The sequence below is a fragment of the Nonomuraea coxensis DSM 45129 genome, assembly GCF_019397265.1.
GTDB lineage: Bacteria > Actinomycetota > Actinomycetes > Streptosporangiales > Streptosporangiaceae > Nonomuraea > Nonomuraea coxensis.
Map to the genome: position 1 here is coordinate 4,319,695 of NZ_CP068985.1, position 13,095 is coordinate 4,332,789.

Below are 13,095 nucleotides of genomic sequence, written 5' to 3' on the forward strand. Positions count from 1 at the left end.
TGTCTCCCCGCTGTCTCTCCGCCGGCTCCCCGTCACCTTGCTCGTTCCGGCGGCAGGTCGAGGCTCAGCCGCACTCCGTCGTGCGGTACGGCGAGCGCGGCCAGCGCCTCACCCCGGGAGGTGTGCAGCGCCACGTGGGTGATCCGCCACCGGGACAGCCGGTCCGGCTCCGTTCCCGACTGGATCCGCCAGGGGCCGGGATCGGCGAGGTCGGGGAAGCCCGCCGCCGCGGGATCGGCGTCGCCGCCGTCGGCGGCCATCAGCGCCCGCTTCGCGGTGACGGCGCGCAGCGCCAGCCACCCCCGGTCCTCCTCGGCGGCCTCCTCGACCTGCTCCCGCTCGTCCTCGCTCAGCTCGGCCGGCTGCTCGCCGAGGTCCCGCGCGCGCAGCACGCACACCCCGATCCCCGGCCCGTGCCCGGCGGCCACGGCGGTCAGGTCGCCGGCGTCGCTGACGCCGACCGCGCCCCGCCCCGCGTGCCGGCGCAGCTCCGTGTCGCGCCCGGCCGCGGGCCCCACCCAGAGGCGCACCTCGTCGGGCTCGTGCGGCACGTCCTCCGCCGTGAGGTCGGCGGCGATGAGCGCGGCCAGCTCGGCCGGGCGGTCCTTGACGAACAGGTGGCCGCCGCGGACCGTGCGCAGCCGGAACCCCGCGCTGGTGTGCCGGGCCCAGCCGAGCATCTCCGCCACGCCGGCCTCCCCGTCGTCGAGCCCGGCGAAGGCCACGATCGGGGTGTCGAGCGGCGGCTCGGGGACGAAGGTGTAGTTCTTGATCCAGGCGAAGTCCGAGCGCAGCACCGGCAGCATCAGCTCCCGCAGCTCCGGCAGGTCCCTGAGCTCGGGCAGCGCCCCCGACCTGCGGATGAGCTGGTCGATGAAGGCGTCGTCCGGCAGGTCGGCGGCGGCCGCCAGCGGCACCCGGCGGTCGGGCGGATGGGCGCCGCCGACGTAGAGCCTCGACGGCCCGCGCAGGCCGCGCCTGCGCAGCTCGCGGGCCACCTCGAAGGCCAGCCGGGCGCCCATGCTGTGGCCGTACAGCACGTACGGCTCGCCGGTGGCGGGCGCCACCTCGTCGGCGATGTCGCCGATGGTGAAGGCGGGCGGCTCGCCGATGCGGTTCTCCCGGCCGGGAAGCTGGACGGGGACCACGGTGAGGTCGGTGAGCCGGCGGAGGAGCCCGGCGTAGGCGCTCGCGCCTCCTCCGGCGTAGGGCAGGCAGATCATCGTACGTGCGGGGCACGGACCGGTGGGGTGAGGGTCCCGCGTCGCCGCGGCTAGCTGGCCACTGATCGCCCAGCACCCCCCTTGCCGGAGGTCGCCGTCCGCGGCCCGCGCGGGGAGGTCGGCTGGGGGTTTCGTCGCTGAATACGGAGGTCGTCAACCGCCATGTTACGGCGCTCCTCGACAATTGCCGCGAAACAACACCGAAATGTGGAGGATGTGAAATGCCGGACAATGCGTGTGATCTCACGCCTTTGCACGACATGAACCTTATATCGACGCGCCAGGGTGGCGTCAATGCGCGATTCGCGGGCACCCCGGGCCGTCATTCCCCCGGGGGACCCTCTTGCGCGCCGGGCCGCGCAATGATAAATGAGGGAGCTTCTCGGCGGACCGTAACCAGGATTCGGACGTCCGAAACCTCCCGGCCCGCCCACCGTCCGCAGCGGGCTGGGAGGCGCGCGGGCCGGGGCGCCGCGCCCCCGCCGCCGTTCTCCGGCCGCCATTCACCAAAAACCGCGCCACCCTGGGGCGCGAGGACCGACCGGCGCGTCCACTCACCTCCGGACTCCTTTGTCGGCGGCTTTGTCAAGCCGCCGTGAAACTTTCAAGTATCGGCCCGGCCGTTTGGCTGATCACCCTAATCCGGGCTCGTGACGCGCCGAAACTCCCGGCTCGACGTGCGCGGTTGAATTTTCACCGGGAGATGAGTTCGATCCCGTGATTTACCGATAAAAGGCGAGGGGGTCCGCCGGTGAAGTCAATACGAAATGCGCCCGGCTCAATCGGCCGCGGAAAGACGTAAATCACGCACCCGGTTCCACCGCTGCGCCGTGATGATTCTCGCCGTCATGTCATCGAGGTCGTAAACGATCGACCATTGCGTGTGCGGCTGGGCCACCCGGCGGAGCAGTTTCATCGCCTCCGTGCCGCCGCCCTCGGCGAGGAGCCGGTAGCGGCGGTCGGCCATCCTGGTGGCCCGGTCCGCGCCCGTCATCGTGATGTTGGTGAGGTAGCGGTCGTCGATGACGTTCATGCGGCCCTCGGCGTACTCGACGACCGCCGACCTGCCCGCGCGGTCCGCGATCAGGTAGTGCAGCTGCGGGCCGCCGGTGAAGTCGAGGTCGTAGCGGCGCATCAGCTCGATCGCCTCCGGCACGGTCGCCGCCCGGTCCAGGATCAGCCGGATGATCCGCACCCCGCTCACGGTGGTGCGGCCCGCGCCCGGCGCGGGCAACTCGGCGTCCGGGGCCTGCGCCAGGCCGATGGCGAGCCCCTTCTCGTTCATGCCGTCGAACGGGATCAGCACCGCGTGCGCCAGCCGCCGCCGGTCCTCGGCCTTGGTGAGCTTCGGCTTGATCCGCGGGTAGAACAGGTAGGAGACGTCCACCAGCGAGATCGAGGCGTAGCCGCCCGGCGGGCGGTTGTGGACGACCATCGCCGGGTTGGGCTGCCAGTCGAAGTTCCTGCCGAACTCGCCGGGCCGGTGGAACAGCGAGCAGGCCCAGCCGTCGCCCTTGCGCGCCAGCTCCGCGTCGGTGAGCGGCGCCTCGGCGTCATAACTGCCGTAGTAGGTCATCTCGTACAGCGGCAGGTCGTCGAGGACGCGCATGCTCGCCGACGTGCGGGCGATCTCGTCCGCCGTCTGCCGGAGGATCCCCTGCGGGGCCGCCGGGGAGGGTTTCGGGGGCGGTCCGGCCGCCGTGGGCGCGCACGCCACCGACGCCGCGAGAGCCAGAGCCGACAACACCGCCACGGCAGGGGTCCGCATGCCAGTAGTGTGCCTCACCTCACAGACGGGTGCCACCCGCGCGCCCCGGACGCGCGGCGGCGTCCGGGGCACGCCACGGGCGCGGGTCAGGCGTACGCCTTCACCTCCAGCAGCCGGACCCGGCCGGCGCGGGCCTGTCCATCGCGGCGGCACTCCTCCTGATCTACGGTGTAAAGGAGTCGGCCGTGGAAGGCCCATCGGTTCTGCCCGCAGCGACCCTCGTCGCGGGCATCGCGATGGCGGGCACGGGCCTGCTGGTGACGCAGTACCTCCGGGGGCGCGCTCGGCTTCGCGCGGGCGCGGGAGCGTGGGCGCGCCGATGCCGGGGCGGCGCCGGTTCCGGATCGGGAGGGTGCTGACAGAGGCGGCACTTGGTGATAGACCCGCCATAGGCGGAGGAAGGCTCGACATCTCCTCCGCCGCCGCGGGCCGCTCCCGCCCCTTCCCGGCGAGCGGCCCGCCGCCGGCAGCCGTGGGACCGCGGGCCCCCGTCGCGGTCCCACGGCCCGGCCTTGACAGGCCGGGCGACATATACGGGAATTCCACCTTTTGTCCCGCTTTGGTGGTGCTAGTACTTCTTCTTCTCCTTCTGCCAGAGAGACTGGAAGCGCTCGGAACGTACGTGAGATCTGCTTCGATCGGGCCGCGCGGGCCGACCCCGCCGGCACGAGAGATTCGGGGGACACTGTGAAACGAGTGCTTCTCGCGGCGGCGCTCGCGCTGACCGCGGCAACCGCCGGGACCACCGCGGCCACCGCCCGCACTCTGGAACCGGAGGGCTCGCCGGCGCCGGAAACGACCACGATGCCGGAGGAGACCACACCAGAGGAGACCACGCCGGACGAGACCGGCATGCCGGAGGAGACCACGCCGGGAGAGACCGGTGAGCCAGGCGCTCCCGGCGGCCCGATGTCGACCCCGACAGGGGAGGCCACGCCGGGCGCGACCACGAGTCCGATGGGGCCGGGATGCGCGGCCCTGAAGGACAGCATCTCCGGCGTCGCCGACCAGCCGGCCGGCACCGCCCTGACGAAGATCCCTGACCTGTCGAAGCTCTCGGAGGCGGTCAAGGCGGCCGGACTGGAGGAGAAGCTGAACTCCGCGAAGGACGTGACGATCTTCGCGCCCAACGACGCCGCCTTCACCGCGGTTCCGAAGGACGTGCAGGACGCGATGTCCGACAAGGCCACCGCCACCAAGATCCTTTCGTACCACGTGGTCGAGGGGAAGGTGAGCCCGGCCGACCTGAAGGACGGCGACATGCTCAAGACGCTCCAGGGCGGCGAGCTGACCGTGAAGGGCACCGGCGAGGACATGACCATCAACGACGCCAAGATCGTCTGCGGCGGCATCCCGACGAGCAACGCCACGCTCTACGTCATCGACAAGGTCCTCATGCCGCAGTGAGGAACCCGCCCGCCCGCCAGGACGGACGAAGAGGGCACGGCCACCGCCTGCGACGGTGGCCGTGCCTTCTCACATGTCCACGGCGGGACGCCGGTCAACCGGCCTGGCCCCGCACCGTGACCTCGTGGGTTCCCTCCGCGGCCAGGAACACGCTGTCACCGGCATATCGGACGGTGTAGGTGTGGTCGCCGCCCTCGGGGGGCGTGTCCGTGAAGCCGAACGTCCCGTCGGCCGACAGCGCCGCCGGGGGCAGCGTGGTCGTGGAGGTGCCGGTGCGGCCGGAGACCGTACGGGTCACCGTGATCGCGGTGCCGGCCCCGGGCAGCCGGCCGCCGCCGTCCAGCGCCCCGCTGAACTCGAGCTGCTTGCCGGCGTGGCCCGTCCCGGGCCCGGACAGGGTGAGGGTGGTCCGGCGCCTGGCCACCGCGACGGTCTTCAGGCCCGTGGCCGCCTCGTAGGTCAGGTTGCCGCTCCAGCGCACGTCGTACTGCGTGTTGCCGCCGATCGGCGGGGTGTCGTCGATCGTGAAGGTGCCGTCCGTGGCCGTCGTCACGGCGGGAAGGGTCTCGCGCGTGCCGTTCGCCGTCAGCCGGGTCACCACCAGCGGCTGCTCGCCCGGGTCGGCCCCGTCGGCCAGGGTGAGCGTGCCCGACAGGGTGAGCGGTTCGAGAGCGGTCGCCGGGGCCGCGGGGGTCAGGCTGATCAGGGTCGAGACCTTGGCCACCCTGACGTCCCGCCACGCCCTGCTCCACCGGTGGTCCGCGTCGCCGTCCCAGAGCACGTCGTACCTGATCTGCCCGCCGATCGGCGGGGTGTCCTCGACCGCGTACGTGCCGTCCGCGGCGGTCGTCACACCTGGGACGGGGGTCCGGGCGCCGTCCGCCGTCCAGCGGATCAGCGTCAGCGGCTGCTCGCCGGGCGCCGACCCGTCCGACAGGGTGAGCTTCCCGGACAGGGTGAGCGGCGTGAGGGCGGTTCCCGTGGCGGGCGCCGTCAGCGTGATGGCCGATCCGGGAAGGGTGACGTCGGGCAGCCGGACCAGGTGGAGCCGCCCGGACAGGTCGCGCAGCACGCCGAAGACCGTTCCGCCGGCATAGGCCAAGCTGCCCGCGACCAGCTCGGAGGACAGGTTCTCGTACGCGAAGGTCTGCTCGCCGCTCGCGCTGTCGTACATCACGACGGGCTTGCCCGCGGTCCGCCCGCCGATGACGTGACGGCCGTCCGCGCTGACCGTGACCGCCTTGGGATAGCCGGTGAAGGTCGAGCCCTCGCCGTAACTGCGGACGAGGGTCAGGTCGCCGGTGTCCCAGGCGTCGAACCGGTACGGCGCGCCGAAGGCCGAGAACGCCGTGGACCCGTCGGCGCTGATCGCGAGGTCGGTCAGGTTGAACAGGCGATGCGTGCTGCCGCTGATGACGCCGCGCAGGACGGGGCCGGTCTCCGCCAGGTCGTAGACGAAGAGGTCACCGGGGGAGAGCGCGGTCTCGCCGACGATCAGCTTCTGTCCGGCGGCGGCCACCAGCGGCGCCGCGTACAGCTGCTGCGGCAGCCGGGCGAACTCCGGCTCCGGCGCCGAGACGTCGAAGCCGACCACCCCGGCGGACCAGTCGGGGCCGCAGCCGTAGCCGACGTAGAGCCGCGTGCCCAGCAGAGCGAGGCGCGAGGGGCAGGGATACGCGTTCATGGCGATCCTGCGCGTGACCGTGAGGGAGCCGGTGTCGATCTCAGCGATCTGGTGCGTATCCCGCAGCGTCGCGTAAAGGCGCGTGCCGTCGGACGTCAGGGCGAGGTCGCCCACGCTCGGCAGGCCGGTGACGGCGCCGGTGAGCCGGGCCTCGTGGTCGGCGACGATGACGCGGTCCTCGGCCGAGATGAAGAGCCGGTCATCGGTCGCGGCGATGTCGCTCCTGCCGGCGGACACCCCGAGGTCGGTCGTGGTGTCGGCGGCCGTGGCCGCGGAGGGGTGGGCCACGAGCAGCCCGGCCGCCGTGACCAGGACGGTTCCGAGGGCGAGCAGCCGGTGGGCTAATCGGGAGGCCGAACCTGCTGTCGAAGAGGTGCCGAGGTCAGAACTTCGTGCTGACAACCATCCACTCCTTGCGTTCATCAGTTCTAATAAGAACAAGATCAAGACATGGCCGCGGGTGTCGCGTCAAGACGGCAGAGCCTGAACGGCGGGATTCCCAGCCGATGCCCAGGATCCGCCCGGCGCGTCGTACGCCCGCCGGGCGGCTCTGGGTGCTTGCGGAGCCGGGATTGATCGATTATCGTCGATTGACGATGAACGAGAAGAAGGGGCCCCTGCCGCGCGCGGAGGCCGAGGAGTACGCGAGCTGGTTCAAGGCCCTGGCCGACGCCACCCGCATCCAGATCGTGTCGCTGCTGGCGGGCAGGCGCGAGCCGATGAGCGTGGGCGAGATCGTGGCCGCCTCCGGCGTGGGCCAGTCCACCGTCTCGCACCACCTGAAGATCCTGGCCGAGGTGCGGTTCGTGCTGGTCGACAAGCAGGGCACGTCCAGCCTGTACCGGATCAACGAGAACTGCGTGAGCTGTTTCCCCACCGCCGCCGACGTGGTCATGGGTAACCCCGTCCCGGCCGCCCCCGCCTGCGAGTGAAGGAGCGTCGCCATGGCGCACGACGAGATCATCGACCGCTACTCGGCCCTGGCCCGTGCCGCGGACGCCGTCGCCGAGCTGCGCCACGGCGAGACGGTGCTCGACCTCGGCTCCGGTGGAGGCATCGACGTGCTGCTGTCGGCCCGCCGGGTCGGCCCGTCCGGCACCGTCTTCGGCCTGGACGCCAGCCCCGCCATGGTGGAGCTGGCCCAGCGCAACGCCGAACAGGCGGGCGCGTCCAACGTGCGGTTCCTGCACGGCACGATCGAGGCGATCCCGCTGCCCGGCCACACGGTCGACGTGGTCATCTCCAACTGCGTGATCAACCTGTCCGACGACAAGGCGGCCGTGCCGGCCGAGGCGTTCCGGGTGCTGCGGCCCGGGGGACGGTTCGGCGTCAGCGACGTCGTCACCGCGCGGGCGCTCGACGAGCAGGCGCGGCAGCGGGCCGGGCAGCGCATCGGCTGCGCGGCCGGATCGCTCACCGTGCAGGAGTACCGTGACCTGCTGGCCGCGGCCGGCTTCGTCCGGATCGCCGTCACGCTGACCGCCGATCATGGCGACGGGGTGCACTCGGCCATCGTCCACGCCGTCAAGCCCGCCATCGGACCCGGCCTGGAGATCCGGCCGATGCGCGAGAGCGATGCCGCGGAGGTGCTGGCCGTCTACCAGGCCGGGCTGGACACCGGCCAGGCCAGTTTCGAGACCACCGCGCCCAGCTGGGAGGGCTTCAGCGCGAGCCGATTGCCGCACCTGCGGTACGTGGCGGTGGACGCCGGCTCCGGCGAGGTCCTCGGCTGGGTGGCCGCCACCGCGGTCTCGTCCCGTCCGGTGTATGCGGGTGTGGTGGAGCACAGCATCTACGTGCACCCTGGCTGCCAGGCCCACGGCATCGGGCGGGCGCTGCTGTCGGCGTTCGTCGCCGCCGCCGAGGACGCCGGTGTGTGGACCATCCAGTCGGGGGTGTTCCCGGAGAACGCCGCGAGCCTGAGCCTGCACCAGGCGCTCGGCTTCCGCGTCGTGGGCACCCGCGAGCGCGTTGGCCGCCACCATGGCGTCTGGCGAGACGTACTGCTGATCGAACGGCGCAGCGCTGTGAGCGGCACCTGAGCCCGCGAGGGCCGCTGTTGGCCGGGCGTTCACCTGCATGACATCGATGGCTGCCAATATCGATACACATCGAAATCGACAGCAGTCGATATGAGCGACGCCGCCGGAGCCCTTCATGGACAGCACCTACCGCCACGCCGATCTGACCGTCGATCAGCAGCACGCCCTGCTCACCGCAGCCCGCACCCTCGCCGAGGAGTTCGCCGGCATCTTCGGCACCGAGACCATCGAGCGGTTCCTGCACACCAGCTACGACCAGTTCGCCGGCCGTGCCGTCATCGCCAACTATCTGCCGCTGCTGGCCGAGCGGTTCGCCCGCCAGCGGCTGCGCGCGCTGGCCCGCGTCGAGGGCAAGGACGACGCCGGCGTGCCGATCGTGCTGTTCCTGTGCGTGCACAACGCCGGCCGCTCACAGATGGCGCTCGGCTTCTTCGCCCACCTGGCCGGCCGGCGCGCCCTCGGCTGGTCAGGCGGCACCGAGCCCGGCGAGCTGATCAACCCGGCCGTCGTGGAGGTGATGCACGAGCGCGGCATCGACATCACCGGCGAGTTCCCCAAGCCGTGGACCAGCGAGATCGTCCAGGCCGCCGACGTGGTGGTCACGATGGGCTGCGGCGACGCCTGCCCGGTCCACCCGGGCAAGCGCTACCTGGACTGGGACCTGGACGACCCCGACGGCAAGACGCCGGAGCAGATCCGCCCGATCCGCGACGACATCGAGCGCCGCGTCCGCGCCCTGCTGGCCGACATCGGCGTCCCGGCCGGCTGAGAGCAGGCTCACGTACCGGGCAGGCAGAGACAGATGTCAATATAGATATGTACCTATTTCGACGAACGTCTATACGAAAGGTCAGTGGATGGAACTGCTGGAGATCCTGGAGTGCAGCCCTCCGCTGACCCGCGAACCACTGGACGCCGAGCAGGCGGCCGGGGTGGCGCGGGTGTTCAAGGCGCTGGGCGATCCGGTACGGCTGCGCATCCTGTCGATCGTGGCCAGCCGCGCCGGCGGCGAGGTGTGCGTGTGCGACATCACCGACGCCTTCGAACTGTCCCAGCCGACCATCAGCCACCACCTGAAAGTGCTCAAAGAGGTCGGGCTGCTGACCTCCGAGCGGCGCGCCTCCTGGGTCTACTACCGGCTGGTTCCCGAGACGCTGGGCGACCTGTCGGCGCTGCTCACCCTGCCCGCCAGCGCGGCGGCTGCTGCGACGGCGGTGTCGCGGTGATGTCGGCTCAACCCGCACAGGCCACCGCGCCACCGGCCGGCGTGATCGGCGCTCTGTCGGTGCTGGACCGCTTCCTGGCGGTGTGGATCATCGCGGCCATGGCCGCCGGGCTGCTGCTCGGGCGGCTCGTTCCGGGTCTCGACGCCGCGCTGGACGCCGTCAAGATCGGTGAGATCTCGCTGCCGATCGCGCTCGGCCTGCTGCTGATGATGTACCCGGTGCTGGCCAAGGTCCGCTACGACCGCCTCGGCACCGTGACCGGCGACCGGCGCCTGCTGATCTCCTCGCTGCTGCTCAACTGGGTGCTCGGCCCGGCCCTGATGTTCGCGCTGGCCTGGATCTTCCTGCCCGACCTGCCCGAGTACCGCACCGGCCTGATCATCGTCGGACTCGCCCGCTGCATCGCCATGGTCCTCATCTGGAACGACCTGGCCTGCGGCAACCGGGAGGCCGCAGCCGTCCTGGTCGCGCTCAACTCCATCTTCCAGGTGATCGCCTTCGGCGCGCTCGGCTGGTTCTACCTCCAGGTGCTGCCCGGCTGGCTCGGCCTGGCGCAGTCGGCGCTGGAGGTGTCGGCCTTCGACATCGCCTTCTACGTGCTGGTCTTCCTCGGCATCCCCCTGGCCGCGGGCTACGCCTCGCGCAAGCTGGGCGAACGCGCCCGTGGCCGCGACTGGTACGAGCAGCGCTTCCTGCCGCGCATCGGTCCGATCGCCCTGTACGGCCTGCTGTTCACCATCGTCATCCTGTTCGCCCTGCAAGGCCACACCATCACCTCACAGCCCGGCGACGTGGCTCGCATCGCCCTGCCGCTGCTCGCCTACTTCGCCCTCATGTGGGGCGGCGGCTTCCTGACCGGCAGGGCGATCGGCCTGCCGTACGACAAGACGACCACGCTCGCCTTCACCGCCGCCGGCAACAACTTCGAACTGGCCATCGCCGTGGCGATCGGCGTCTTCGGCGTCACCTCCGGACAGGCCCTGGCCGGCGTCGTCGGCCCGCTCATCGAGGTCCCCGTCCTGGTCGCCCTGGTCTACGTCAGCCTGGCCGGCCGCCGCCTGTTCACCCCCAAGGAGGCCACCCGTGCCTGACAAGCCCAGTGTCCTGTTTGTCTGCGTCCACAACGCCGGCCGCTCCCAGATGGCCGCCGGATGGCTCACCCACCTGGCGGGAGACCGCATCGAGGTCCGTTCCGCCGGATCGGCCCCGGCCGATCAGGTCAACCCGGTCGCCGTCGAGGTGATGCGCGACGTGGGCATCGACATCACCGCCGAACAGCCCAAGATCCTCACCATCGACGCGGTCGAGGCCAGTGACGTGGTCATCACCATGGGCTGTGGGGACGCCTGTCCGATCTTCCCCGGCAAACGGTACGAGGACTGGAAGCTCGATGACCCCGCCGGGCAGGGCATCGAAGCCGTGAGGGCGATCCGGGACGAGATCAGGGTGCGCGTCGCCAGGTTGATCGCCGACCTGCTGCCCGCCTGACGGCGGAAAGGCCCGCCCGCCGGCCGCGGGATCAGGCCCGGGCGGGCCCGGCCGCGTCGGCGCGCAGCACGCCCCCGACGGCCTGTCCTGCGCGTCCTCGGCCGGGGCGAGCGGCCGGGGCGCGCCGGCCACTCCCCTCGCGGTGGACGTGATCAGCAGCCTCCCCGGTTGTAGACCCGGAAGACGATGTTCCAGTTGCCGAGGTGCTTGACGCTGCCGGGCGTCACGCAGTAGTAGGTGTTCGAGCCCAGGACGCGGGTGACGAAGATGTTCTCGTTGGCCGAACTGCAGTTCTTGTACATCGCCTGGTCCCCGTCACGGTAGAGGTTGCAGGGGTTGCGTGCCGCCATGCGTTCTGTGGCCGCGCCGGCGGGCGTGCCCGAGGCCAGCAGGGCGGCTCCGAACAGGGCGGCGAGGGCCGGCGAGATCCAGCGGGCTGCGCTCGTGCGGTTCATGGGTGACTCCTTCGTGTCGTCGTACGAATGCCTGACGACGCCCAGTGCAGCGGAGCCGCCGGGGTGTCCAACAGGCTCTCGGACGGACTCGGCCATCCCCGGACACGTAAAGTGATCGCCTCTACACTCTCTGTTAAGAGTGAAGGCGGAGCGCGGGACGGGAGCCGGAGGGACGACGATGAGCGCGGATGCGGAAGGGCGTGGCGCGCTCCGCGAGGGCGGAGCGGCATCGGCGCCGGCGCTGGCCGCGGTGAGCTGCCACGAGGACCTGGTGAAGCTGCTGGTCGAGCAGTTCGCGCTGGCCGACGCCTCGCTCCGGGAGCTGCAGGCGCGAGCGGACAAGGCGGGCGGCACCCGGCTGCCCCGGGCCACCTGCGCCGACATGCTGGCCGGCCGGCGCTTCCCGAAGAAGGCCGTGATGCTGGCGTTCCTCCGGGCCTGCGGGGTTCCCCAAAGCCACCTGCCGGAGTGGGAACGCGCGTGGGAACGGGTGAGCGTCGGCCGGCTGGCCAGCGGCCTGGACCGCCGTCCCGGCCCGCCTGCCGGGGTGGATGGCCGTCGGGACCCGTCTGCCGGGATGGATGGCCGACCGGGCTCGTCCGTCGGCACGGACCGCCCGCCCGCGTCGCCCGCGTCGCCCGTGCCGCCCGTGCCGCCCGTGCCGCCCGCGTCGCCCGCGTCGCCCGCGTCGCCCGCGCCGGATCTGACGGAGGTGGCGGACCCGACCGGGGTGGCGGACCCGACCGGGGCGATGGACCCGGCGGAGGCGCCCGGCGTGGCGGAGGCGCCCGGCGTGGCGGGTGTCGCGTCGGCCGGGGGTTCCGCTTCGCGGTGGAGAGCCGTGGTCGTGTTCGTGGTGCCGGTCGCGGCGGTGGCGCTGGCTGTGGCCGTGGGGGTCGGCATCGGGCGGCACCACGGCCCGCCCCCGCCCCCGCCCTCGCCGCTGTCCGCCTCCTCGCCGCCGTCCCCTTCGCCCGAGCGTCGCCCGGTGGCCGGGAACATCGTGAGCGACGACGGCCGCGCCTTCGGCCCCGGCGGGTGGAGCCGGTTCACCGTCGCCGTCGATCCGGCCAACACCGGCGTACGGCTGACCCGCCGCCTGGACGCGGGCGTCGCGCTGCAGCAGGCCGCCATCACCGTGAACGACGCCCCGGCGGGCCGGTGGGCGCCGCTGCTCGGCGACGGCGACTACAAGTGGCGCGACCAGGTCGTCGAGCTCCCGCCCGCCCTGACGGCGGGCCGGAGCTCGCTCACCGTCGTCAACAGGTTCGTGTCCTCCTCCGACGGCTTCAACGAGTTCCGCTACCTCGTCGAGCACAAGGTCGGCGACCGCTGGTCGATCGCCGACGAGCTCGACCTCGGTCCCGGCCACACCGCCGAGGAGGCGGCGCACGACTACCGGATCGTGGGGGAGGGGTGGAGGGGCACCCAGACGTTCGCCTATCCGCCGTCGAAGGAGGACTGGACGGTCGGCCCGTCCTGACCACGCCGCGCCACCGCCGATTTGGCCCTGACGCGGCGTCAACCCTCCAGCCTGGCCGCATGACGACGACCACCGCACCCGACGACGGCGCGCTCCGGCAGCACACGGTCCACCACGACCGGTGTCACGATCCCGGTGACGCGCGGCGGCAGGGGACGGCTGCTGGTCCTGTGCCCCAGGCTGAGCACGACCCAGGCCGACCTGGGCGAACTGACCGAGCTGCTGCGGGAACGCGGCTGGACCGGCTGGACGAAGCTCGAACGGGTACGCGCCGCGTGACCGGAGCCGGGCGGGCCTGGCGCGCCCGCGCGACCTGGTG

13 protein-coding genes are annotated in these 13,095 nt (G+C 71.9%); 9 read left to right on the forward strand and 4 right to left on the reverse strand.

Annotation, left to right across the window (positions count from 1 at the left end; all coding sequences use genetic code 11):
* Positions 1 to 32: 32 nt before the first annotated feature.
* On the reverse strand, positions 33 to 1,223 hold the full coding sequence (locus Nocox_RS20095; RefSeq protein ID WP_020542769.1) for a thioesterase II family protein: 1,191 nt from the start codon (positions 1,221 to 1,223) through the stop codon (positions 33 to 35).
* Positions 1,224 to 2,001: 778 nt separating this feature from the next.
* Positions 2,002 to 2,991, reverse strand: coding sequence for a linear amide C-N hydrolase (locus tag Nocox_RS20100; protein ID WP_026214255.1), 990 nt, complete (start codon positions 2,989 to 2,991; stop codon positions 2,002 to 2,004).
* A 687-nt stretch (positions 2,992 to 3,678) separates the two neighbouring features.
* Here Nocox_RS20100 and Nocox_RS20105 point away from each other — a divergent pair.
* Positions 3,679 to 4,398, forward strand: coding sequence for a fasciclin domain-containing protein (locus Nocox_RS20105; protein ID WP_033408825.1), 720 nt, complete (start codon positions 3,679 to 3,681; stop codon positions 4,396 to 4,398).
* 94 nt (positions 4,399 to 4,492) lie between these two features.
* Here Nocox_RS20105 and Nocox_RS20110 read toward each other — a convergent pair whose 3' ends face one another.
* Positions 4,493 to 6,484, reverse strand: a complete 1,992-nt coding sequence (locus Nocox_RS20110) for a hypothetical protein (protein ID WP_157382995.1) — start codon at positions 6,482 to 6,484, stop codon at positions 4,493 to 4,495.
* A gap of 194 nt (positions 6,485 to 6,678) precedes the next feature.
* On the opposite strand from Nocox_RS20110, the gene Nocox_RS20115 reads away from it, so the two are divergent.
* The 6 genes from Nocox_RS20115 (at position 6,679) to Nocox_RS20140 (ending at position 10,838) form a co-directional block, all read left to right on the forward strand.
* Entirely contained in the window at positions 6,679 to 7,014 is a 336-nt protein-coding gene (locus tag Nocox_RS20115) for an ArsR/SmtB family transcription factor (RefSeq protein ID WP_020542765.1), read from the forward strand.
* Between the two features lie 12 nt (positions 7,015 to 7,026).
* Positions 7,027 to 8,124 carry a GNAT family N-acetyltransferase gene (locus tag Nocox_RS20120; RefSeq protein WP_020542764.1) on the forward strand — a complete coding sequence of 366 codons (1,098 nt, stop codon included), beginning with the start codon at positions 7,027 to 7,029 and terminating at the stop codon, positions 8,122 to 8,124.
* Between the two features lie 115 nt (positions 8,125 to 8,239).
* Entirely contained in the window at positions 8,240 to 8,893 is a 654-nt protein-coding gene (locus Nocox_RS43980; RefSeq protein WP_020542763.1) for an arsenate reductase ArsC, read from the forward strand.
* Positions 8,894 to 8,981: 88 nt separating this feature from the next.
* Complete coding sequence (locus Nocox_RS20130; RefSeq protein ID WP_020542762.1) at positions 8,982 to 9,350, forward strand: ArsR/SmtB family transcription factor; 369 nt, start codon at positions 8,982 to 8,984, stop codon at positions 9,348 to 9,350.
* Positions 9,350 to 10,441, forward strand: a complete 1,092-nt coding sequence (arsB, locus tag Nocox_RS20135) for an ACR3 family arsenite efflux transporter (RefSeq protein WP_033408824.1) — start codon at positions 9,350 to 9,352, stop codon at positions 10,439 to 10,441. The genes Nocox_RS20130 and arsB overlap by 1 nt, the downstream gene beginning before the upstream one ends.
* Entirely contained in the window at positions 10,434 to 10,838 is a 405-nt protein-coding gene (locus tag Nocox_RS20140) for an arsenate reductase ArsC (protein ID WP_020542760.1), read from the forward strand. Before arsB ends, Nocox_RS20140 begins: the two co-directional genes overlap by 8 nt.
* Positions 10,839 to 10,990: 152 nt before the next feature.
* On the opposite strand, the gene Nocox_RS20145 is transcribed toward Nocox_RS20140, so the two are convergent.
* Complete coding sequence (locus tag Nocox_RS20145; RefSeq protein WP_020542759.1) at positions 10,991 to 11,293, reverse strand: DUF6355 family natural product biosynthesis protein; 303 nt, start codon at positions 11,291 to 11,293, stop codon at positions 10,991 to 10,993.
* 178 nt (positions 11,294 to 11,471) lie between these two features.
* Here Nocox_RS20145 and Nocox_RS20150 point away from each other — a divergent pair, with 178 nt between their 5' ends.
* Entirely contained in the window at positions 11,472 to 12,776 is a 1,305-nt protein-coding gene (locus Nocox_RS20150; protein WP_026214253.1) for a hypothetical protein, read from the forward strand.
* Between the two features lie 135 nt (positions 12,777 to 12,911).
* Positions 12,912 to 13,055 carry a hypothetical protein gene (locus tag Nocox_RS43130; RefSeq protein ID WP_020542758.1) on the forward strand — a complete coding sequence of 48 codons (144 nt, stop codon included), beginning with the start codon at positions 12,912 to 12,914 and terminating at the stop codon, positions 13,053 to 13,055.
* Positions 13,056 to 13,095 lie beyond the last annotated feature (40 nt).